The sequence below is a fragment of the Paenarthrobacter sp. CC6 genome (assembly GCF_040560085.1).
GTDB lineage: Bacteria > Actinomycetota > Actinomycetes > Actinomycetales > Micrococcaceae > Arthrobacter > Arthrobacter nicotinovorans.
Genome location: NZ_JARDAN010000025.1, coordinates 1 through 21,497, shown reverse-complemented (window position 1 = coordinate 21,497; position 21,497 = coordinate 1). Strand labels below are relative to the sequence as shown.

Annotated in this window: 17 protein-coding genes; 8 read left to right on the top strand and 9 right to left on the bottom strand. The window is 63.3% G+C overall.

Annotated features, from left to right (window positions below):
- Nucleotides 1-40: 40 nt before the first annotated feature.
- The 3 genes from PV760_RS19380 to PV760_RS19370 form a co-directional block, all read right to left on the bottom strand.
- Nucleotides 41-3,889: an NPCBM/NEW2 domain-containing protein gene (locus tag PV760_RS19380; RefSeq protein WP_354628477.1), complete on the bottom strand. Its 3,849-nt coding sequence runs from the start codon at nt 3,887-3,889 to the stop codon at nt 41-43.
- A 150-nt stretch (nt 3,890-4,039) separates the two neighbouring features.
- Nucleotides 4,040-4,696: a response regulator gene (locus PV760_RS19375; RefSeq protein WP_039243541.1), complete on the bottom strand. Its 657-nt coding sequence runs from the start codon at nt 4,694-4,696 to the stop codon at nt 4,040-4,042.
- Complete coding sequence (locus tag PV760_RS19370; RefSeq protein WP_064722361.1) at nt 4,693-5,973, bottom strand: sensor histidine kinase; 1,281 nt, start codon at nt 5,971-5,973, stop codon at nt 4,693-4,695. The genes PV760_RS19375 and PV760_RS19370 overlap by 4 nt, the downstream gene beginning before the upstream one ends.
- Nucleotides 5,974-6,166: 193 nt before the next feature.
- Between PV760_RS19370 and PV760_RS19365 the strand changes: the two genes are divergently transcribed.
- Complete coding sequence (locus PV760_RS19365) at nt 6,167-7,246, top strand: ABC transporter permease (protein ID WP_354628476.1); 1,080 nt, start codon at nt 6,167-6,169, stop codon at nt 7,244-7,246.
- Between the two features lie 24 nt (nt 7,247-7,270).
- Complete coding sequence (locus tag PV760_RS19360; RefSeq protein ID WP_018778502.1) at nt 7,271-7,972, top strand: ABC transporter ATP-binding protein; 702 nt, start codon at nt 7,271-7,273, stop codon at nt 7,970-7,972.
- 47 nt (nt 7,973-8,019) lie between these two features.
- Here the strand turns inward: PV760_RS19360 and PV760_RS19355 are convergent, their stop codons facing one another.
- On the bottom strand, nt 8,020-8,418 hold the full coding sequence (locus tag PV760_RS19355; protein ID WP_055976736.1) for a winged helix-turn-helix transcriptional regulator: 399 nt from the start codon (nt 8,416-8,418) through the stop codon (nt 8,020-8,022).
- An 83-nt stretch (nt 8,419-8,501) separates the two neighbouring features.
- Between PV760_RS19355 and PV760_RS19350 the strand changes: the two genes are divergently transcribed.
- Nucleotides 8,502-9,107 carry an NAD(P)-dependent oxidoreductase gene (locus PV760_RS19350; protein ID WP_354628475.1) on the top strand — a complete coding sequence of 202 codons (606 nt, stop codon included), beginning with the start codon at nt 8,502-8,504 and terminating at the stop codon, nt 9,105-9,107.
- A gap of 5 nt (nt 9,108-9,112) precedes the next feature.
- Here the strand turns inward: PV760_RS19350 and PV760_RS19345 are convergent, their stop codons facing one another.
- The 5 genes from PV760_RS19345 to PV760_RS19325 all read right to left on the bottom strand — a co-directional run bounded on the left by PV760_RS19345 (nt 9,113) and on the right by PV760_RS19325 (nt 15,005).
- Entirely contained in the window at nt 9,113-10,558 is a 1,446-nt protein-coding gene (locus PV760_RS19345; protein WP_110504796.1) for a phytoene desaturase family protein, read from the bottom strand.
- Complete coding sequence (locus PV760_RS19340; RefSeq protein WP_018778498.1) at nt 10,551-12,059, bottom strand: glycosyltransferase family 87 protein; 1,509 nt, start codon at nt 12,057-12,059, stop codon at nt 10,551-10,553. Before PV760_RS19340 ends, PV760_RS19345 begins: the two co-directional genes overlap by 8 nt.
- Nucleotides 12,060-12,210: 151 nt before the next feature.
- Nucleotides 12,211-12,351, bottom strand: a complete 141-nt coding sequence (locus PV760_RS19335; RefSeq protein WP_354628474.1) for a hypothetical protein — start codon at nt 12,349-12,351, stop codon at nt 12,211-12,213.
- Between the two features lie 603 nt (nt 12,352-12,954).
- Nucleotides 12,955-13,536: a histidine phosphatase family protein gene (locus PV760_RS19330; protein ID WP_018778496.1), complete on the bottom strand. Its 582-nt coding sequence runs from the start codon at nt 13,534-13,536 to the stop codon at nt 12,955-12,957.
- Nucleotides 13,533-15,005: a CCA tRNA nucleotidyltransferase gene (locus PV760_RS19325; protein ID WP_018778495.1), complete on the bottom strand. Its 1,473-nt coding sequence runs from the start codon at nt 15,003-15,005 to the stop codon at nt 13,533-13,535. Before PV760_RS19325 ends, PV760_RS19330 begins: the two co-directional genes overlap by 4 nt.
- A gap of 196 nt (nt 15,006-15,201) precedes the next feature.
- On the opposite strand from PV760_RS19325, the gene PV760_RS19320 reads away from it, so the two are divergent.
- From PV760_RS19320 to trxA, 5 genes are all read left to right on the top strand, one after another.
- Nucleotides 15,202-15,705, top strand: a complete 504-nt coding sequence (locus tag PV760_RS19320) for an NUDIX hydrolase (RefSeq protein WP_018778494.1) — start codon at nt 15,202-15,204, stop codon at nt 15,703-15,705.
- A gap of 26 nt (nt 15,706-15,731) precedes the next feature.
- Complete coding sequence (gene murJ / locus PV760_RS19315) at nt 15,732-17,744, top strand: murein biosynthesis integral membrane protein MurJ (protein WP_039243546.1); 2,013 nt, start codon at nt 15,732-15,734, stop codon at nt 17,742-17,744.
- 140 nt (nt 17,745-17,884) lie between these two features.
- On the top strand, nt 17,885-19,528 hold the full coding sequence (locus PV760_RS19310; protein ID WP_354628473.1) for an ABC transporter substrate-binding protein: 1,644 nt from the start codon (nt 17,885-17,887) through the stop codon (nt 19,526-19,528).
- A gap of 228 nt (nt 19,529-19,756) precedes the next feature.
- Nucleotides 19,757-20,713, top strand: a complete 957-nt coding sequence (gene trxB / locus PV760_RS19305; protein ID WP_018778491.1) for a thioredoxin-disulfide reductase — start codon at nt 19,757-19,759, stop codon at nt 20,711-20,713.
- A 34-nt stretch (nt 20,714-20,747) separates the two neighbouring features.
- Nucleotides 20,748-21,074 carry a thioredoxin gene (gene trxA / locus PV760_RS19300; RefSeq protein WP_014923339.1) on the top strand — a complete coding sequence of 109 codons (327 nt, stop codon included), beginning with the start codon at nt 20,748-20,750 and terminating at the stop codon, nt 21,072-21,074.
- The last annotated feature ends 423 nt before the right edge of the window (nt 21,075-21,497 follow it).

Here is a 21,497-nt window from a genome sequence, read left to right as displayed (position 1 = left end):
GAGGTGCGGCAAGCGACGGCCGTCTGTTTGCAACGTCAGGCTAGGGAGCGCAGGTGAACTTTGCATCACCCCAGACACCATGTGCTCCATTGATGGAACCGGACGGGTCAACGACCAGCTCCACGTAAGCCGCGCCCGTCAGGTCAACGGACACCGATTCCGGAGCGAATCCCGGCGTATACGTGCGCGACTGGTACTTGTTCACCCCGTCGGCGTTGACCTTGAAGATGATGTTGCCGCCGAAGCCGCTTTCAAGGCCCACTTGGGACGTAAATGAAGTGCACTTGCCACCCAGGTAATAGGTGATCTTGGAGGCAGCGTGGACGCCCAGGCCCTTGGAGAAAACGGGTTGCTGACCGGTGGCGGGATCGGTGTAGTTGATGGCCAGCGACTTGTCCGGGGACGACGCGGAGTCCTTGTTGGCCACGTTCTTGCCGATCACCCCGTAGCCGTTGAGTGCCTGGACCCACGGCGTTTCCGAGGCGTACACCGCTCCATGCGGTACGTCCGGCAACGGCTGCGAGGTGACTTTCCAGTCGAAGAACTTCACCCGGGTGTCGGTGGGCAAGGTGACGGAGGCCAGTTCCTTGGTGGGGTTGAGCCGGACCGTGTTGGAGAATGCCTGGTACTTGTATTGTGTGTACTCCGGCGACGGACCGTTGGCGTTGTTGCGGCCTTGTTCGGAAACTGCGAGCAAGGCGCCGTTCAGTACTGAGGGCTGCAGCCAGTTCGGGAAGAAGATGGACTGTTTCTCCGTGGATCCGTCAGCGTACGTCAAGGTCAACGTGGGGCTGGTGCCATTGCCCACCGCAGCCGAACCGAGGACAGCCAAGTGCGTTCCCTTGCCCTTCACGGCGATGGTCTGCGCGGACAGCGCCACCGAGTTGGGAACATCGGGTCCCACGGCCGGCCAGGTGTAATCGACCTGCGTCGGCTTCCCGGCATCCACCGTCACGGTGCTGCCCGGCCGGACTCCGCCTGCCGGAACCGTAGCGGCAGCCAGCTGCTCGGCAGCGAAGGTGGCCCCTCCGCCGTCGAAGTTCCCGAGTGCCTTGCCGGCCACCGTGGTGATGGAGACGGTGTTGTAGGCCGCGGCCAAGGACCCGTAGGCGACGTAGATCTGGTTGCCGCCGGTCACCGATTGATTCGAGCCGGAAGCAGTGTACGACGCCGATACCCGCACAGTCTGTTGCCCCGCCTTCGCGCTGGGGCCGGGTTTGATGACGAAAGTGGCCGTGGTTGTAGCGCCGCCTTCAACCTTGGCCGCCGTCGCGCCGGAGGACGAGACAACAGTCCAACCCTCGGGAAGAACCGGGGTGAGGACCACATTGGTCTTGGCCTTGGTTCCGGTGTTCACGAATGCCGCGGTGACAGTGGTTTCCTGGTCCTGGAAGACCTGCTGGCCGGTGGTCACGCGGACTTCCGCAGCGGTGTCTTCCTGGCTCTTGCCGCCCAGCGGGCCGGCCTGCTGGAGTTGAACCGTTGCGGACTGGTTGGAAGCGATGGAGCCCGTCTTCACCCAAATGGTGCCGTTGTTGGCTTCATCGAAGTACCAGCCAGTTGTAGCAGCCGCGTAAGCAGCCTGGGTGATGTGCTGGGTGAGTTTGGTGCCACCGATCTTGACGTCCTTGGGAGCAGCACCGGCGTGGACCTTCAGTTCGTAGGGGCGGGCTGCGGCCTTGCCGGTGTATTCGCCCTTGCGTTCACCGATGGACACCTTGACGCTGCTGTTGCCGGTACCGGGAGCATCCACGGAGAAGAGCTGGCTGGAGGACTTGCCGTTCTTGAATTCGCGGGTGACCTTGTCATCCTCATAGAGCGTGAAGGTGTCCTGGCCCTTGGCATAGACATCCAGGGTGATCATGGAGTCTTCCGGGACCAAGGACGCGTTGCGGGCCACGATACCTTGCGGGATCACTGCTCCGGCACGAACGAACACCGGCAGCTTATCCAGGGGTGCGTTGTGGCCGTTGAGGATCTGGCCACCTTGGTAGAGCTTGCCGGTCCAGTAATCCACCCACTGCTGGCCGGCCGGGAGGAAGATGCCGTTGCGTACGTCGGTCTGCGTAAAGACGGGTGCTACCAGGAAGTCGGAGCCCAGCATGAACTGGTTGTTCGCTTCGGCACCGTAGGACCACTGCTGGTCAGGGAATTCGAGGGCCATGGACCTCATCATCGAAACGCCGGTGGTGGAGGATTCCTGCGCGAGCGAGTAGATGAAGGGCATGAGCTGCTGGCGGAGCTGCAGGTATTGGCGGTTGATGGCTGTTGCCTCGTCGCCGTAGAGCCACGGACGCTTGTCCGTCGCGGCCCAGCCGGACATGGAGTACAGCGCCGGAGCGAAGGCTTTCCACTGAAGGTCGCGGACGTAGGACTCGGCGGACCCGCCAAAGATGCCGTCAACGTCGCCGGTGGTGAATGCCAGGCCCGAGTTGCCGGCGCCGGTGAGGGCCGAGACCTGCCAGCGGACGGCGTCGAGGTTTCCTGAATGGTCACCGGTCCACTGCATCCCGCAGCGCTGGGAGCCGGCCCAGCCTTCCACCATCAGCGAGGTGCCGCGGGCGTTCGAGTACTGCTCGATGCCCCCGTGGGCAGCTTCGCAGCCCGTGAGTGCCTGGCGGTAGCCTTGGCCAACCCATGCGACGTCCAGCTTGCGGAGCCGGACGCCGGCCTCGCCTACTTCGTATTCCTGGTTGGTGAGGGAGCGTTGCGTCCAGAGGCCGACCTTGAGGGCGGTTTCGTCCTCGATGTTGCTCACGGTTTCCGGGAGTTGCTGGTACTCGCAGCCGTAGCCGTCGTTGACCAGCATCCAGCCTGCGGGCATGTCGTTCTCAACGAACTTCCGTGCGGTCTTGATGGCGTCGGGAGTTTTCTGCTTGGCGCCGTCGGGATCGCCGTATCCGGAGGACGAATAGCCCGGATTTGAGCGGTTGTAGCAGTCAGCGTCGCCGTATTCCAGGGCGTACACCGGGGGCATCATCGGCTTGCCGGTCAGCGTGGTGTACGCGCCCAGCGACTGCTTGTAATCGCCCACGAAGTAGTAGGCGTCAAAGCGCTTTTCCTCATGCGTCGTGGTTGGTTCGCCCGCGAAATTGTAGGAGCCGCGGGCGAACGTGTCACGCAGGACGCCGTAGCCCATGGAGGACATGTAGTACGGGACGGCGTTGGGGTAGCCGTCGTCGTCCCAGTCGAAGTTCTTGGCGATGTTGATCAGTGCGCCGGTGTGGACTGAGCGGCCGTTCTGCATGCCGCCGCCGATGAATTGCTCACCGTCGTGCTGGGCGAGGTGCTGGGTGGCCGAATTCGCACCGAACGTGATGGGTGCGGACTCTTCCAGGACCAGCGAGCCGTCGGCCCTTACAACACGGAGCAGGGTGGTCGCTTTGTTGATCTCGACGCTGATTTTGGCAGTTTTCAGGACCAGCCAGTCGCCGTCGATGACCGTGGGCGTGGTGCCGGGGAACTTGTCCTTGCCCACCACGATGTTGGCTGTCCTGGCCGGGTCGCCCTGGTCGGTGTTCGCAGGGTCGGTGAACTTTCCGCTGGGATCGGCTTCCAGGCGGAAGTTGCCGTCGTCCAGGAAGGTGACGCGGATGGCGCCCTTTTCGGTGGAGAGGTCGACGACGTTACCGGACTGGGTAAAGCCGGTCACCGCCCCGAGGGGTACTCCAGCTGCGTCGACGGGTACTTCCGGGGTGACGGTCTTGATGACCGCGGGGTCGCCGGGAGCGGCATTGGCAGCGGCGGCGAAGGTGAGGGCCGGGATGGTTCCTGCGAGGAGGAGTGAGGCGAGACCGAGGGACGCGGCCTTCCTAGCGAATGAGCCTTTTCTGATGCGTCCGGAGCTGTTGGGGGCAGCTCCGGACAGACCCAAGGAGGGTGCGGACATGTGAGCCAACTTTCGACGAGTGACAGTTTGTGATCTAACTCATAGCGAAACGTGCACTAATCGTCACTGTTGAAAGGCAAAAGGTCAACCGTTTCACCAAAACTGCTTTCCTCACCAGAGGAGTGCCGGGTGCGTGCCTGGCGCCGGAAGTCAGTGCCCGCGGATGATCCGGCGCTGCGTTGCCGTCGCGATGGCTGCCGTCCGGTTGTCCACACCCAACTTGGAATAGATGTGGACCAAGTGTGTCTTCACAGTGGCCTCGGAAATAAAGAGTTGCTTGGCGATGGCCCTGTTGCTCATGCCGGTGGCGAGCAATTCCAACAGTTGGACTTCCCTGCCGCTCAGCACGGGTGAGGGATTCCTGATCCGCCCCATCAATCGCGCCGCCACTTCCGGTGCCAGTGCGGTCTGGCCGGCAGCGGCCGAAAGCACGGCCTGCCGGATCTGTTCCGGCGGCGCATCCTTCAACATGTAACCACTGGCGCCTGCCTCCACAGCGGCGAGGATGTCGGCGTCGGTGTCGTAAGTGGTCAAAATCAGCACGGGCGGCGGGGGAGACCCGGCTTCACCGGCTTTGATCTTTTCCGTGGCCGTCACCCCGTCCATGCCACTGCCCATTTGCAGGTCCATGAGCACCAGGTCCACCGGCTCGCCGAGGGTGTGTAGCTTGCTCAACTCCGCCAGTGCGGCGTCACCGTCTGCGGCCTCCGCCACCACGCTCACCCCTGGGAAGTCGCTCAGCATGGCCCGAAGTCCGGCCCTGACCACTGGGTGGTCATCCACCAACAACACCCGGATTCCGGTCACGCCGCCCCCTCCCCGGTTGGCAAAGGTACGCGGATGGCCACCACCGTGCCTTCACCCGGGGCCGACTCCAGGTCCAGCCTGCCATCGAGCGCCGCCAGCCGTTCGCGCAGGCTCAGAAGCCCGACGCCGGTACCGTCGCCGCGCGCGGTGCCGGTCGCCGTCGTGGGTTCGAAACCGACGCCGTCGTCGAAGATGTCCAGCGTCACTTCGGAACCCGGGAAGGAGAGAGTGACGACGGCGGCACGCGCCTTCGCATGCGCCCAGACGTTCGCGAGGGAGGCCTGGGCGGCCCGAAGCAGGGTGGTCTGGTAGGTGTTGGGAAGCTCGACGGGCGTGCCCACCAGTTCAAAGCGGCAGCGCAAGGCTGTTCCCCTTGCCGCCGCCTCGGTCTCGGTCTTTTCGCAGAGGCGGCGCAGGGTATCCACCAAGCCTGAGTGCTCCAGGTCCGGCGACCGCAGCCCCCGCACGAAACTGCGCGCCTCCGCCAGGTTGGCCGAAGCTGTCTCCTGGACAATCCTCAACTGTTCCTTCGCCGTCTCGGTGTTTCCGCCGTCCAGGGCCTTCTCGGCGGACCGCCCCATGAGGACGATGCTGGAGAAGCCCTGCGCCAGGGTGTCGTGGATTTCGCGGGCCAGTCGTTCGCGCTCGGCCAGCATCCCGGCGTCGTGCTGTGTTTGTGCCAGTGCGTCGCGGGTCCGGCGCAGTTCCTCGGCGACTAGACGCTGGTCTTCCGCCTCCAGGAACAATGCCCGGTATGCCAGGCCGGTCACGACGGCGAAAGCCGCACCGAACACGGGACCCAACACCATGGCCAGCTGCAGGCCGCCGTCCGCGGAGCCCCTGCCGTGGAACCACAAAGCACCCACCAATAGCGCGGTGCTCAGCCCGATCGCGGGCAGTGCCAGGCGCCGCGGAAGCAGGTGGAGCTGCAGGAAGAACAGCGGGAAGGCCACCCAGGCGAAGTCCGCACTGACCAGCAGCAAGAGCAGCCACAGCATCATGACGGCGGCCAGCCACCAGAGAGCGTAGGGCGTTGGGTTGAACCTGGAGGGGTCACTGGCGTGCCGTTTCTCCAGCACTGTCCCCGCGAGGTACACCAAGGCCAGCAAAGCCGAAAGCCCCAAACCGGCGGTCACTGCGAGGGGTGATGGCGCACCGGCAGAGCCCAGGCCGCCCAGCAGCCGGACGATTGCCACGAGCAAGAGCACGGCGAAACCAACGTGAAGGCACACTCGCAGGACCCGGAGGATCGTGGTGGCGCCGGTGGGGGACTGCATGCCTTCCAGCGTATCCCCGCCCCTCGCCCGGCCAGCCCGATATTCCGTCCAGGACATACAAATCAACCTTTCGGTTGACTCCCGGTTCAACCTCCCGGCGCCAGCCAATCCATCCGGCTCACGATGTCCGCGGGGCCCATCGCCGGAAGAGTTGAAGGCAACGGAACAAGCCCGCAACAACAGAAGGAATCCGATGTTTCTCGCCATCCGCGACATTCGTTTCGCCAAAGGCCGGTTCGCCCTCATGGGCAGCGTGGTTGCCCTCATCACGCTGCTGCTCGTCATGCTGTCCGGCCTGACCGCGGGATTGGGCAACCAGTCCACGTCAGCCATAGCGGCCCTACCCGCACAGCAGATCGTTTTCGGCGCACCGGCAGGCGGCGAACCGAAAGCGTCTTACACGGAATCGGAAGTTTCCACCGCCCAGCTTCAGACCTGGCGTGACCAGCAGGGCGTGAAATCCGCACAGGCGCTGGGCATCAGCCAGTCGCGGGTCCAATCCCTGGCCAACGGCGGCAGCCCCAGTGGCACGGCGAACGTGGCCGTCTTCGGTGGTTCGGAAGCTCCATCCGCTGTGGAGGACGGGACCGTAGTCGTGGGCAAGACATTGGCGAAGGAGCTCAACCTGACGAAGGGCAGCCGGCTCCGTCTGGGCGGCACCGACCTGACGGTCTCCGACATTGTGGAGGACCAGTGGTACTCGCACACCGGCGTCGTCTGGACCACGCTCGATACCTGGCGCGCTGTCGCCCACGCCGCACCTGGGACGGCAACTGTCCTGACAGTGACGTTCGACGACGACGCTTCCGTCAGCGTCGATGCCGCCAATTCGGCCGCCGGTACGGTCAGCTCCGACCCCACCGCTTCCTTCCAGGCCTTGGCATCGTACAAGAGCGAAAACGGCTCGCTGCTCCTCATGCAGGCGTTCCTCTACGGCATCTCAGCCCTCGTGATCGTGGCCTTTCTGACGGTGTGGACAGTGCAGCGCACCAGGGACATTGCCGTGCTCAAGGCCTTGGGTGCATCCTCCGGCTACGTCCTGCGGGATGCCCTGGCGCAGGCAGCGCTCGTGTTGCTGGCAGGGGCAGCTGTCGGAGGCTCAGTTGGCCTGGCCGGTGGAATCCTGGCCGCCCAGGCAGCACCGTTCCTTGTCACCCCGCTCACCACGTTGCTGCCGGTGGCAGGGATCGTCGTCCTCGGGCTCGCCGGTGCCGTCCTGGCTGTCCGCAAGGTCACCACCGTGGATCCTTTGCTGGCCCTCGGCGGCAACTAACACATTCTTCGAAAGGCATACATCATGAATTCCGCACTGACCCTCGTGAACGTTTCGCTCGAATACCCGGACGGCGGCTCCACCCTCAAAGCGCTGGATAGCGTGGATTTGGGCGTCGGCAGGGGTGAATTCCTGTCCCTCGTGGGGCCGTCAGGCTCGGGCAAGTCCTCACTCCTGGCTGTTGCCGCAACATTGGTCAAGCCCACCGCCGGCCTGGTGGTCATCGACGGTCAGGATGTCTCCGGCTTGAAGGATTCGGAGCGCACAGAACTCCGCCGGGACAAAGTGGGTATCATCTTCCAGCAACCCAACCTGCTCCCGGCGCTGACCGCCGTCGAGCAGTTGCTCATCCGCGAGCATCTGCGCGGCAACGCCGTGAAGGAGGCCCGCCGCGCGGCGGAGGAGCTCCTGGATGTGGTGGGCCTGTCAGCAGCGATGCATAAAAGGCCGCACCAGTTGTCCGGCGGCCAGCGTCAACGGGTGAATATCGCGAGGGCGCTGATGGGGAGTCCCACGGTGCTGCTGGTAGATGAGCCCACGGCTGCGCTTGACCACGAACGGAGCGAGTCAATCGTCCGGCTCCTGCGCCGTGTTACTGACGATTTCCGGACGGCGACGGTCATGGTCACTCACGACACCGAGTTCCTGCCCCTGACCGACGCAGTTGCCACCATGCGGGACGGCCGGATCAGCCGCGCATCGGTTCCGTCGACCCAACCCAACTAGGGACAACAAACGTCCCAACAGGGCCTCATTGGATCAAGTGCTGTCCCCTAGTTGGGGGAGCCGAGGAGGGCCTGGTCCTGTGCGTCGTCGTATGCCTCCCGGGCTTCCATGATGGTGGGGACATGGCTCTCGGCCCACTCACGCAGGAGCGACAACGGCTGCAGGAGGGACTCACCCATGGGCGTGAGCTGGTAGTCCACGCGCGGCGGCACCTGAGCGTAGACCGTCCTGGTGATGAGGCCGTCGCGTTCCAAGGCGCGCAGCGTTTGGGTCAGTACCTTGGGCGTCACCACATTCACCATCTTGCGCAGTTCCGAAAAACGCACGGGACCGTCGCCGAGCACCTGGATCACCAGCGAGGCCCATTTGTCTCCGATGCGCTGAAAGATCACACGCGACGGGCAATTGGGATCCAGGATGTTCGCGGGTAGGTCTTTAGTATCCATGAGGTAACTGAGTTCCTTTGAAGCTATCGGTATCAAATAGATACCTTTGTCTTATTGCAAGGATACCAACCTCAAGGAGAGCTATGAAAATCGCAGTCTACGGCGCAACGGGCATGGTCGGCAGCCAGATCGTCAACGAATCCATCACCCGTGGCCACGAGGTCACCGCTATCTCCCGCAAGGGCTCAGAGGTTCCCGGCGCTTCCGCCCGGGCCGCGGACCAGGCCGACGGCCAGACGTTCGCATCCATCGCGAAGGACCACGACGTCGTTGTGCTGGCGACAGGTCCCAGCCGCACCGGCGGCGACCATGCAGAATGGTTGGACGCCATGGCTACTGCTTACAGCAATGTCGAAGGCACCCGTTTGATGATCGTGGGCGGCGCCGGCACCCTGGAAGTCGATGGCGTCCGCCTCCTCGACTCCCCGGATTTCCCGGAAGCCTACAAGGCTGAAGCCACCACCGCAGCCAAGGCCCTTGAGGCCGTGAAGCAGTCCCCTGAATCCCTCGACTGGACCGTTCTGGCACCGGCACCGGTTATCCAGCCGGGTGAGCGTACGGGCGAATACACCGTGGCCAAGGACTCCCCGGCCGGCAACACCATCTCCACCCAGGACTACGCCGTGGCCATGCTGGACGAGATCGAAAGCCCGGCACACCGCCGCGCCCGTTTCACGGCCGCCAACTAACCCGCCTAGAGCCCCAGGCCCAGCCCGGGTACCCGTGCATTGAATATGTCCTTGAGGGCATGTTTCGCGGCGTGGTACCCGGGCATACCTGTGACTCCGGGGCCGGGAGGCGTGGAGGACGAACACAGGTACACACCGGGCATGGGGGTTCTCCAGGGCACAGGAGAGACCACGGGCCTCTGCACCAAGCCACGCAAGTCCAGCATTCCGGCGCTGAAGTCCCCACCCACATAGTTCTCGTTGTACGCGGACAGTTCCGCCGCCGTCGTGGTTTTCGATGCCACCACCACGTCACGGAACCCGGGCGCGTACCGCTCTATGCGGGCGATAACGGCTTCTGCCATGTCCACCGTGGAGTTCTTGGGGACATGGCAGTAAGTCCACAGAATCTGACGCCCTTCAGGGGCACGCGAAGCATCCACCAGTGACGGTTGGGAGACCAGCACATAGGGCTCAGCGGGGTGTTTGCCCATGTCCACGAGGTTTTCGGATTCGGCCATGGCCCGCCGCGAACCGCCCACATGGACTGTTCCGGCCTTGGCCAATTCCGGAGAGCGCCAGGGAACGGGACCCGAAAGGATGAAGTCCACCTTGCAGGCAGCATTCCCAAAGCGGAATGCTTCCAGGGCGCGTCGGTAGCGATCGGGCACTTCAGATCCACCCAAGCGCGCCAGCGTCGGTGGCGCAACGTCCAGCAGGATGGCTTTCGCGGGCCGCACCTGGTCCAGGGAATCCACGCGCTCACCCACGCGGATGGTTCCGCCATGGGAGGTCAGGTCATCCGCCATGGCCCTGGCGATGGACATGGAACCACCAACCGGCACCGCCCAGCCGCCAGCATGGGCCAGGACACTTAGCAACAATCCAGCGCCCGTGGAACTGAGTGCCGGCTGGGATCCGAGGGCATGCGACATGACCCCCGTCAGGAGCGCCGGAGCTGCTTCCTCCCGGAAACGGCGGCCCCACAGCGGGGTGCCTTGGTCGAGGGTGGCCAGTCCGAACAGCAGCGCCGCAAGGGGGTCTTTCGGCAGGCGGAGCAACTGGTTCGACGTGAATTCCACGACGCCATCAACCCGTGCCAGCAGGGGACCGAGAAGTCGCCCGTAGGCCGGACCATCCACGCCCAACTCTGCGACGGTCCGTTCCAGGGACTGGTACGCCACCGCCGCCCCGCCTGTGTCCAGCGGTGTACCGTGCTGGACCTCGGGAATGCGCAGATCCACGCGACGGGATAATTCGAACTCCCGGAAGAACGGCGAGGCCAGGGCCATCGGATGCACCGCCGAACAGACGTCATGCAGGAAGCCGGGTTCGATCAGCTCGGTGGTGCGCGAGCCACCTCCAATGTCATCGGCGGCCTCGTACAACGTCACGTCCAGTCCCGCGCGGGCCATGACCACGGCAGCGGCCAGACCATTCGGACCGGCCCCGACGACGGCGACATCAACCATCGCTGCTCACCTCCGATTGCTGGGCTGCTGTGGAACTGCTGTCGCGCCGGGGGCTCCACGGGAACACAGATCGCGAAGGCCGGAAAAGGTCGACGCGCAACCAATCCCGGGCTCCGTCGAAGGGCCCGCCATGGGGATCGTCTTCGCCGTCGATCCGCAGGGGATCCTGGGCAGGATCCCAGATATCCATGATGATCCGTGCCATCAGGTATGCGGTGACCACCATGTGCAGGCCCACCGCCAGGACGTAGTAGGACATGTCCAGGTTGTGCTGGACGGACCCTCCGCTGGTGGCCTGTCCAAGGTACATCCAGATCGCCGCCCAGTGGAGCCCCTCTGCTGCCTGCCAGATGAGGAAGTCGCGCCAACGCGGCCGTGCCAGGGCCAGCAGGGGGATAAGCCAGATGACGAATTGCGGGGAGTAGACCTTGTTGGTGAGGATGAAGGCGGCCACGATCAGGAAGGCCAGCTGGGCGATGCGCGGACGCTGTGGCGCGCACAAAGCCAGGATTCCAATCAGGGCACACGCCGCAATAAACAGGTAGAGGGCCAGCGTGTTGATGGTTGCAGCGTTCATCTGCATCCATTGCAGGCGGTCCGCCACCAGGTTGTAAGCGAACCAGGGCGAGCTGTAGCCGGCAGGTCGGGATTGCGTGAACTCGAAGAAGTAGCGCCATCCGGCTGGGTTCAGTGCCGCGAGGGGCAGGTTCACAGCGAGCCAGGACGCCAAGGCGGCTCCGGCAGTGACGAAGAAGGCCCGGAACTTTCCACTGCGCAAGGAAAGGACCAGAACGGCACCGAGGATCAACAATGGATAGAGCTTGGTGGCTGTGCCAAGGCCTATGAACACGCCGGCAAGGATCAACTTGTCCCGGGCGAAGAAGTACATGCCCAAGGCCAGCAAACCTACGGCCCACATGTCCCAGTTGATAAAGCCGGCAAGAATGATCCCGGGGGCTACGGCCACCATGGCGGCATCCCACGGGCGACGCTTGTTGATCCGGGCAGTGAGGATGACTGTGACCATCCAGACCGCCACAATCAGCGTCGCATTGACGTCGAAATACCCCAGGATCCGCTCGCTTCCCACCCCCTGACCGGGAACCATGAGCGCGGTGACCCCGGCAATGATCCCCATGAGCACCGGGTACTCAAACAGGCTGCCCTGGGTGAAGAACGGAAACACGCCATCGCCCAGGCCGCGGTTCTTGAAGAGCTCGGGGAAGTCCGAGTAGCAGGTGGCGTAGAACTGGCCGGGCGTTTCCCAGCCATTGACCCGGCAGTAGTCCTTTGCGAGCACGGCCAAAAGAGCCGCGATCACAGTGAGGACGATGAGTACCCGTTCAACAGTGAACGGGCGCGCGGAAACCTCTCCGGGAGACGAGCGTTTGCCCAATGGACCGCCCACCAGCTCCGTGAAGTTTCGAAGCAGGGAGTCACTGCGGCTGGGAACAACAAAGCGGGCACGTTTTCGTTGCCGGTGCGGCTTCGTCTCCTGCATGAATCGAGCTTACAGTCATGGCCGAACCCGACCCAGTTACGCCGGACCAGACCCAGTTAAAAGGGGGGAGCCCACGCGTAGCCGCGTGGGCTCCTTGAGGTTCAGCATGGATATCCGGCATCTGAACTCCTTCGTGGCCGGCTCAGGGGAATCAACGGATGAGTCCCATCTGGTGCAGGACAACGAAAACGTCTTCGCGGCGCTGGTCGAGCAGCTGGCCGTTGAACAGTGTGCGGTCCTTGGGAGCATCGCTGCTCTTGTAGAAACGCATCTCTTCGGGGCGCTTTGGCATGGTTCACCTCCTTTCACAAAGAATTACCCGGCATTTAGGCACAACAATTAGAGCTATTTATTTCGAAGGAAATAACAGCCAAAAGGACACAAATAGCCGAAGCCAATGAGGGGATTTTGCGGACCGAATCAGGAGAACCCGAATCGTCGTGCATAAAAGCGCGTGCTTCCTGCAGTCGACCCAACAAGAAGCTGGTTCCGAACTTTGGGGAAACTGCGCACCCGCGTCATGCTGCGTGGGTCCGCGCCTACAACTGACTACTCAGAACGCCAACCACGGAGAGTGGTGGCCATGAACACCGCCGACGTCAGGCCGGTCCGGTGAATCAGGAGTGGGTCAGAGAGCAAAAACGGCGCGCGTCATCAGCAGAGGCCGGGGTAGCAGTGACGGTCAACTTCCGTCCGCTAGTCAAAGTAATCATTTTTCCCAACCTCCTTTTCTGGCCGTAACAGCCTGCTGTGGCATTGTCCCGGCTGACTAACCGGTGAATGCGCGCCTGGTTCCCGGCGGGTCGCTCTGGGAACAAGATATAAGCTACCCCATGAACACGGAGTTTTACCAGCACAATTGGCTAATTTGCCAAAAGTTTTCAAAATTAATGGTTTAGAGGCCCCAGCGGACAATTGCTGGCGTCCGCTTATCCCAACCAAGCGTGCACACCTTCGCGGTTCCGAGAATGAAGTGCCGGCCTTCGCGGGCGTCCATTTCGAGCCAACGCGCTGTGAGGATCCGGGAGAAATGTCCGTGTGCCACAACCAGGACATTGTCCATGCCCGATTCCAGGACACGCCCAATGATCTTGTCGGCCCGGGCAGCTACTTCATCCAGCGTCTCTCCGTTGGGCACTCCGTCGGTCCAGATGAGGTACTCCGGGTTGTCCTTGCGGATGAGATCGGAGCTGATGCCTTCGTAGTCGCCGTAGTTCCATTCCACGGCGAGTGGCTCGTGGACGGCGTCCGGATAGCCGGCGAGTTCCGCTGTCCTCCGGGCACGTCGCAGCGGCGAGGTCAGGACGAGGTCGAAGTCGATGCCTTCCAGCACCTTCCGCGCCTCCACGGCCTGCTGCTCGCCCTCGACAGTGAGGGGGAGATCCGTCAGTCCCGTGTATTGACCGCTCTTGGACCACTCCGTTTCACCGTGGCGAAGGATCCAAAGTTGCGGACGCGGGGAAGTCACAGCGTTCATGAGGGCTCCTCAGTTTCGGTCGAAGGCTCGACGACGGCGGCGGACTCGGGTTGTTCTTCCCACCATGCCAGGAGCTTCTGCTCAGCTTCCTCCGGTGAGAGCGGCCCGTGTTCCATCCGCTCTTCGAGGAGGAACTTGTAGGCGCGTCCCACCACGGGTCCGGGCTTCAGTCCCAGCAGTGCCATGATCTGCGCTCCGTCCAGGTCGGGCCGGACAGCTGCCAGCGACTCCTGCTCCAAGAGCGCCGTGATGCGGTGCTCAAGGTCATCGTAAGCGAAGGACAAACGGTCGGCCTTGCGCTGGTTACGCGTGGTGACATCTGAACGGGTGAGCCGGTGCAGGCGTTCCAGCAGGGGGCCGGCGTCGGTCACGTAACGGCGGACCGCGGAGTCGCTCCAGCCGGCGTCACCGTAGCCGTAGAACCGCATGTGCAGTTCAACCAGGCGGGAAACAGCTTTGATGGACTCGTTGTCGAACCGCAGTGCCTTCATCCGCTTGGCCGTCAGTTTGGCGCCCACGACGTCGTGGTGGCGGAAGCTCACCGCACCGCCCGGTTCGAATCGGCGCGTGGCCGGCTTGCCGACGTCGTGCATCAACGCAGCGAACCTCAACACGAAGTCGGGGCCGGGAACCGGACCGTCAGGACCGGTTTCCAGCGCAGCAGCCTGTTCCAGGACCTGCAGCGAGTGCTGGTACACATCCTTGTGCCGGTGGTGCTCGTCGGATTCCAGGCGCAGGGCGGAGACCTCGGGCAGTACGAATTCGGCGAGCCCAGTGTCCACCAGAAGGTCGATGCCTACGCGCGGGTGCGCGCCGTTAATCAGCTTGACCAGCTCTTCGCGGACGCGCTCGGCCGAGATGATCTTGATGCGATCGGCCATGTTGGACATGGCCAGGCGCACGTCGTCATGGACCGACACGCCCAGCTGGGATGCGAAACGGGCAGCGCGCATCATGCGCAGGGGGTCGTCCGAGAAGGACGACTCAGGTGCGCCGGGTGTGGCGAGCTCGGAAGCGTGCAGATCGCGGACGCCGCCGAAGGGGTCTACCAGCTCCAGGCTCGGCAGGCGCAGTGCCATGGCGTTGATGGTGAAGTCCCGGCGCAGCAGGTCGTCGGTCAGGGAGTTGCCGAACGCGACCACCGGCTTGCGGGAATCGGGGTCGTACGCCTCGGCCCGGTAGGTGGTGATTTCAATCTGGAAGCCGCTCTTCCGCATCCCGATGGTGCCGAAGGCGCGCCCGATTTCCCAGAAGTTGTCCGCCCACTTCTTGATGACGGTGATGGTCTGGTCCGGCGTGGCGTCGGTGGTGAAATCGAGGTCCGGAGAGGTCCGGCCCAGAAAGAGGTCACGCACGGGGCCACCCACCAAGGACAGCTCGAATCCGGCATCGACAAAGCGCTGCCCGAGGTCGAGCACCACCGGATCAATGGTGAAGTTAACAGAAGAGCTGTCCAATACGTGCGCCATAGTTCCTTAAGCTTGGCAGATTTTTGCGCTGCATTGGGCCACTGTTCCATGCGAAATCAGGCATGCGTCCGCCGGGCATCTCCTGCAGTCCATCTTGTGGCCATGTCCCGGTCATCACTCCGGGGCAAGAGTCGTTAGAGTGGACCACATGGCCAACCCGATTCCGAGCGCTCCTGGCAGGAGGACAAACGCACCGTTGCCGTCGGCAATCGGTGCCCACGTCGCGCCTGCCCCGCAGCACCCGGTGCAGGCCTCGCTTCCGACGGTTGAGGAAGTGTCCGCCGGTGGTGTCGTAGTTGACACGTCCGACGGCGAACTCCGGGTTGCGATCATCGCCCGCCTTAACAGGGGTGGCCGTCTCGAGTGGTGCCTGCCGAAGGGCCATCCGGAAGGCCGGGAGAACAACGAGGAAGCTGCTGTACGCGAGATCGCCGAGGAAACCGGGATCGAAGGCAGCATCCTGGCACCGCTTGGCAGCATCGACTACTGGTTCACTGTGAGCGGCCACCGCGTCCACAAAACGGTGCACCACTTCCTGCTCAGGGCAACCGGTGGCGAGCTGACCATCGAGAATGATCCGGACCAGGAAGCCGTGGATGCTGCGTGGGTTCCCATCCAGGAATTGGCCCGAAAGTTGTCCTTCCCGAACGAACGCCGCATCGCCGACCTGGCACGGGAAGTGCTGCCCGAACACCTCTGACCCGGGTACATGGGACGATAAAGGCGATGTCTGAAGCCAAAACAACCCAGTCCGTTCAATCCGGAGAAGCACGTTCCAGCGCCATCATGGCCGCAGGGACGCTCGTTTCCCGGTTCCTTGGTTTCGCCAAAACCTGGATGCTCGGTGCCGCCCTCGGCCTGGGTTCCACGGTCAATGACACGTTCATTAACGCGAACAACCTGCCAAACCTGATCTTCCTGCTGGTGGCAGGCGGCGTGTTCAACGCCGTCCTGGTTCCGCAGATCATCAAGGCCAGCAAGGCTCCGGACAGGGGCGCGGATTACATCAGCAGGCTCCTGACGCTGGCTGTGCTGGTGCTACTGGCACTCACGGCCTTGGTGACCCTCGCGGCGCCGCTCGTCATCGACCTCACCACCCAGGGATACTCCGAGCAGCAGAAGGCCCTGGCGGTCACCTTCGCCCTCTGGTGCCTGCCCCAGATCTTCTTCTACGGGCTGTATGCCCTGCTCACGCAGGTCCTCAACGCCCACGGGGCTTTTGGGCCCGCCATGTGGGCCCCCATCCTCAACAACCTCGTGGCCATTGCCGGCCTGGGACTGTTCATTTGGATCCTCGGCGCCAACATCGATAACCCCCACACTCTGGACAACTGGGGGCCAACCCAAACGTTCCTCCTCGCCGGCTTCTCCACCTTCGGCGTGGTGGCCCAAACCGCCATCCTGCTGATCCCGGTCTTCAAGCTGCGCCTTGGCCTGCGTCCCCGCTTTGGTTGGCGCGGCGTTGGACTCGGCCAGGCAGCCAAGCTGAGCGTTTGGACACTGGCGACTGCCGCCGTCGGGCAGCTGGCGTTCCTGTACGTCATGAGGATCGCCACGATCCCCGGCGCCGAGCGCCTCCGCTTGGACAACGCCGGAGACCGGGCGGCTGCCGCTGTCCTGCCAGGCAACGCCGTCCTGGAGGTGGCCAGCCAGCTGTACCTGCTGCCGCACTCGATCATCGCTTTGTCCTTGGCCACGGTCCTCTTCAACCGCATGACACGCGCTTCGCAGGACGGCAACAAAGCCGAGCTTCGCGACGCCCTCTCGCATGGCCTCCGCACCATGGCTGTTGCCACGGTCTTCGGCGCCCTGGCGCTGTTCGCATTGGCGGGGCCGCTGGGCATGTTCTTCTCCGGTGGTGAAAGGCAAGACGGCGTGATGCTGGCGCAGACACTCACCATCCTTGCCCTGAGCACCCCGTTCCTGAGCGCAAACTTCATGATGTCCCGCGTGTTCTACGCCAACGAGGACGCCCGTACGCCCCTGTATGTCCAGTTGTGGCTGGCCGTCATCTACGTTGTGGGTGCCTTCTTCATCCAGTTCCTCCCCGTCGGCCAGATCATCTACGCGATCGCCATCCTGTACATGCTGGGCAACATCCTGTCCGTCGTGATCAGCGTGGTGTTCCTGCGCCGCCTGCTGGGGCACCTGGACGGTCCCCGGATCGCCAATTCGTACATCCGCATGGGCTACGCGGGGCTGGGCTCCGCCCTGGCCGGCGCCCTCGCACTGTGGCTGCTTGGCAGTTACCGTTCTGACGGTTTCGCGTGGAGCAGCCGCCCGGCCGCCTTGGTGACGGTGGCCGTCGTCGGACCCGTCATGCTGTTGGCCTACCTTGTCCTGCTTCGCGTCTTCCACGTCACCGAACTTCGTGACCTCCTGCGTCCGCTGATGAGCCGGCTGGGCCGCGGCACGCCAGCGCCTGCTGGCGCCCCCGCAGAACCCACGACGGCGGCGCGCGCCACGGTCTCGGATGATACCGGCTTGATCCCGCGTATCTCCGGCGAGTTCGACGCCGCGTCCTTCCGCGCCGGACCCGCAGTGGCTCCCCAGCGCGCCGCCGAACCTGCACCGGACCAGCCGGATGCACCCAAGGTGTATCTTCCGGAGGAAGACGAACCGAGCACAGCGCAGGGTGGCAGGTTCCGCCCATCGGTACCGCTTCCGGGCCGCCGGACATACCAAGGCGAGGCCGGACGCAATCCGTACTTCCCTGTTCCGCGAAACCGCAGGAAGTGAGCCGGTGCCGCCAACATGGGCGGCGGCACTGAATCCGCTAGGCTAGAAACGAATATAGGTAGTTGCAAAAGCGGTGGAACCGGCTAGCCGGGCCGGCCGTATGCAGGACCCGCAGCTCCCGGACAGCCTAGGAGGAACACGTGTCCCACCCGATCGACGTCGGATCAGTACTTGGCGGCCGCTACAAGGTCACGGCCAATGTGTTGACCTCGCATGACCAAGATCAGGTGCTCGACGGCGTGGACCAGGTCCTCAACCGTCCCGTGAGCATCCTTGTTGCCGGTCCCGGAAACGCCGAACAGGTTGCGCAGAGCGCCCGCGAAGTGGCCACAGGGGAGCGCCCCGGGCACGTCCAGATCCTGGACCTCGGCATCAGCGAAAACACCACGTACCTGATCACCAACCACAGCACCGCACCGGATCTGCTGGACCTGGTGGTGGCTACCAACCCGCCCTACATCGAACCGTTCTTCACAGAGACTCTGGGCAGTGAGATCTTCGGCCAGGCGCGCACCTATGAGCCGGAAACCTACGACGGCCTTTACGAGGACGACGAGCACGAGGCCGAGTACATCCAGTACGACGAAAACGGCTATGCCATCACCCCCGAGTCGGATGATGAACCTGAGCCTGCCGCACCCGCACGCAGCGCACCCCACGTGCCGCCCATGCCGGCGTCCAATCCGTCGTCCGCCAAGAGCGGGATCGCGGGAAAGCTCGCAGCTGCCGCCGCCGGGGCCGGTGCAGCAGGTGTTGCCGCCGCGTCCGCGCTGAAGAAGAACGCCGGTTCAAAGAACAACAACGACGCCGGTGCTGCCGCCGGATCTTCGGCAGCTGCTACACCCGCTCCGGCCGCTGAGACGCCCACGCAGGCTGTTTCGTCGGAGGCTGTTTCGTCGCAGGCAGCTCCCGGCCGCGAACAGGCCCGCGAACCCAAGGTGTCCCTCTGGTCAGAGGAAGACTACGGCTACGCGGAGAGTGGCGCCGCGGCCGGTGGCGCGTCTGCTGCGGGCACCGCGGCTTCCAACCGAAGCGGCGAATCAGGCTACGACCGGGCGGCAAGCAGCTTCCCGGCGTCGTCGGCTGTCACAGAGGATTACTCAGACGAAGACGACGTTTATGAGGAAGAGGCTCCCGAAAAGGAGCCTCGGTCGCTGCGCTGGCTCGTGGGCGGCCTCCTTGCCGCCGTCTTGATCGTGGGTCTTGTCCTCGCGGTCACCAATTTGGGAAGTCTCCTGCCCAGCGGCCAGCCTGCTGCCACGCAGAGCAGCTCCACGCCGCAGCCCTCGGAGTCCACCAGCGAGGAGCCCCCGCCCACGGAGACTGCTCCGCCTGCGGCTCCGCCGGCCATCGAGGAGATCACCCGCCTCGGCAACTTCCCGTTCGCAGCGACGTTCGATAAGGACCTCGGCAAGGCTTTCGATGGCAACGCAGCCAGCTACTGGTCTGACATGGAGTTTGCCTCGGCCAACTGGGGCGGCCTGTCAGAAGAGGTGCCGCTCATGATCAAGCTGAAGGAACCGGCGGATATCAAGTCCGTGGTCCTCAACCAGCTGGGCGGTTCCGGTGGAAACATCAGCGTGTTCACCAACGATCGGCCGGCCATGGATGGCGCCAAGCTCGTAGGCACCAACAGCTTCACATCCCCGGAACTGACCATTCCGCTGGCAAGCCCCACAAAGGCCCAGTACGTCATTGTTGTCATCAAGGCGCTGCCCAAGCTGGCCGCACCCAAGACGCAGTACAACTTCGGGCTCCGGCTCGCTGAAGTTTCCGTTCAGTAGTCACATCCGGGGAGTTATCAGAGGGGCCGTTTCGATTCGTCGGGGCGGCCCTTACTGCTGTCTCTGCCAGCGTCACCGCTTCGATAAGGCAGGTGTCCAGACGGTACCCTGAATGTTGGTGGCTTTTAGGGTCCCCAACTCCAACGGAATATTTGGAACACATAAGGGGTTGAGTCAGGTGGCTGCCCCGAAAGCCGCAGCATCGACTAAGGAAGAGGTTCACGCCACGTGAGCATTGCAGAAAACAGCGCATCGCAGGTGCGTGACGTCATCATCGTAGGTTCAGGCCCCGCCGGCTACACAGCCGCTGTTTACACCGCCCGTGCCAACATGAAGCCTCTGCTCATTGCCGGTTCGGTCACTGCCGGTGGCGAACTGATGAACACCACGGACGTTGAGAACTACCCGGGATTCCCTGATGGCATCATGGGCCCGGACCTTATGGAGAACTTCGAGAAGCAGGCTGCCCGATTCGGCACTGAAATTCAGTTCGAGGACGTCACCGAGCTGGATCTCGACGGCGACATCAAGACCGTCACCATCGGCACGGGGGAGACCTTCCAGGCGAAGGCCATTATCCTGTCCACCGGTTCGGCGTACCGCGAGCTCGGTCTGCCCAACGAGAAGCGACTCTCAGGCCACGGCGTTAGCTGGTGTGCAACCTGCGACGGTTTCTTCTTCAAGGATCAGGACATCGCAGTGATCGGTGGTGGCGACTCCGCGATGGAAGAAGCACTCTTCCTCACCAAGTTCGCCAAGTCGGTCACCGTTGTCCACCGCCGCGACACCCTGAAGGCTTCCAAGATCATGGGTGACCGCGCCCAGGCTCACGAGAAGATCAAGTTCGTCTGGAACACGGCTGTTGAAGACGTCCTCGGTGAGGATAAGGTCACTGGCCTGAAGCTGAAGAACCTGGTGGACGGAACCGAGTCCGAGCTCGCAGTCACGGGTGTTTTCGTGGCTATCGGCAACGATCCACGTACGGATCTGGTCAAAGGCAAAGTCGAACTGACTCCCGAGGGAACCATCGCCGTTGAGGGTCGTAGTTCGCGGACCAACATCAAGGGTGTGTTTGCTGCGGGCGACGTCATCGATCCGACTTACCGCCAGGCCATCACGGCTTCGGGTTCCGGTTGTGTCGCTGCCCTCGACGTCGAACACTACCTCGCAGACCTGCACTCCTAAGCTGCATCCAAGCAACCATACGAAGGGAAAAGTTATGAGCAACGCAAAAGACGTAACTGACGCAAGCTTCAGCACGGATGTCCTGGCTTCCGAGAAGCCGGTCATCGTGGACTTCTGGGCAGAGTGGTGCGGCCCCTGCCGCAAACTCGGTCCCATCCTCGACGAGATCTCCGTTGAGTACAGCGAGAAGGTTGACGTCGTAAAGCTGAACGTCGATGACAACCCGGCAATCGCTGCCGAGTACGGCATCACCTCCATCCCGGCTGTGTACCTGTTCAGCGGGGGAGAAGTGAAGAGCACCGTGATCGGCGCCAAGCCGAAGCAGTTCTTCGAAAAGGAATTCGCGGACGTCCTGTCGTAAGGATTACGCCTTAACCGGATTCCTTAAGCCGGCGGTTCAGCTCCCAAGGGAGCGGAGCCGCCGGTTTTTATGTTGTTTGTAAAGATCAGCCTCTAGCAGTCTCATACCTGCCAGTGCGTCGACTGGAAGCGTTCTGTTGCATGCGACGGTGAATTAGCGCCTTTCCCTACCTGGGGTAGGGGCAAATCGCACATCCCGCCACCTTCCCACCCGACCCTCCTCCACACCCCGCCACCTTCCCACCCGACCCTCCTCCACACCCCGCCACCTTCCCACCCGCCCCTCCTCCACACCCCGCCACCTTCCCACCCGACCCTCCTCCACACCCCAACCCCTTCCCACCCGCCCCTCCTCCACACCCCAACCCCTTCCCACCCGCCCCTCCTCCACACCCCAACCCCTTCCCACCCGCCCCTCCTCCAC

What these genes read in the sequence shown, in the direction of transcription:
- PV760_RS19370 (WP_064722361.1), bottom strand. Translation starts at nt 5,973, where the DNA reads ATGCAGTCCCCCACCGGCGCCACCACGATCCTCCGGGTCCTGCGAGTG.
- PV760_RS19335 (WP_354628474.1), bottom strand. Translation starts at nt 12,351, where the DNA reads ATGCCAAAGCGCCCCGAAGAGATGCGTTTCTACAAGAGCAGCGATGCT.
- PV760_RS19380 (WP_354628477.1), bottom strand. Translation starts at nt 3,889, where the DNA reads ATGTCCGCACCCTCCTTGGGTCTGTCCGGAGCTGCCCCCAACAGCTCC.
- PV760_RS19325 (WP_018778495.1), bottom strand. Translation starts at nt 15,005, where the DNA reads ATGGCGCACGTATTGGACAGCTCTTCTGTTAACTTCACCATTGATCCG.
- murJ (WP_039243546.1), top strand. Translation starts at nt 15,732, where the DNA reads ATGTCTGAAGCCAAAACAACCCAGTCCGTTCAATCCGGAGAAGCACGT.
- PV760_RS19360 (WP_018778502.1), top strand. Translation starts at nt 7,271, where the DNA reads ATGAATTCCGCACTGACCCTCGTGAACGTTTCGCTCGAATACCCGGAC.
- PV760_RS19355 (WP_055976736.1), bottom strand. Translation starts at nt 8,418, where the DNA reads ATGGATACTAAAGACCTACCCGCGAACATCCTGGATCCCAATTGCCCG.
- trxA (WP_014923339.1), top strand. Translation starts at nt 20,748, where the DNA reads ATGAGCAACGCAAAAGACGTAACTGACGCAAGCTTCAGCACGGATGTC.
- PV760_RS19345 (WP_110504796.1), bottom strand. Translation starts at nt 10,558, where the DNA reads ATGGTTGATGTCGCCGTCGTCGGGGCCGGTCCGAATGGTCTGGCCGCT.
- PV760_RS19365 (WP_354628476.1), top strand. Translation starts at nt 6,167, where the DNA reads ATGTTTCTCGCCATCCGCGACATTCGTTTCGCCAAAGGCCGGTTCGCC.
- PV760_RS19350 (WP_354628475.1), top strand. Translation starts at nt 8,502, where the DNA reads ATGAAAATCGCAGTCTACGGCGCAACGGGCATGGTCGGCAGCCAGATC.
- PV760_RS19330 (WP_018778496.1), bottom strand. Translation starts at nt 13,536, where the DNA reads ATGAACGCTGTGACTTCCCCGCGTCCGCAACTTTGGATCCTTCGCCAC.
- PV760_RS19340 (WP_018778498.1), bottom strand. Translation starts at nt 12,059, where the DNA reads ATGCAGGAGACGAAGCCGCACCGGCAACGAAAACGTGCCCGCTTTGTT.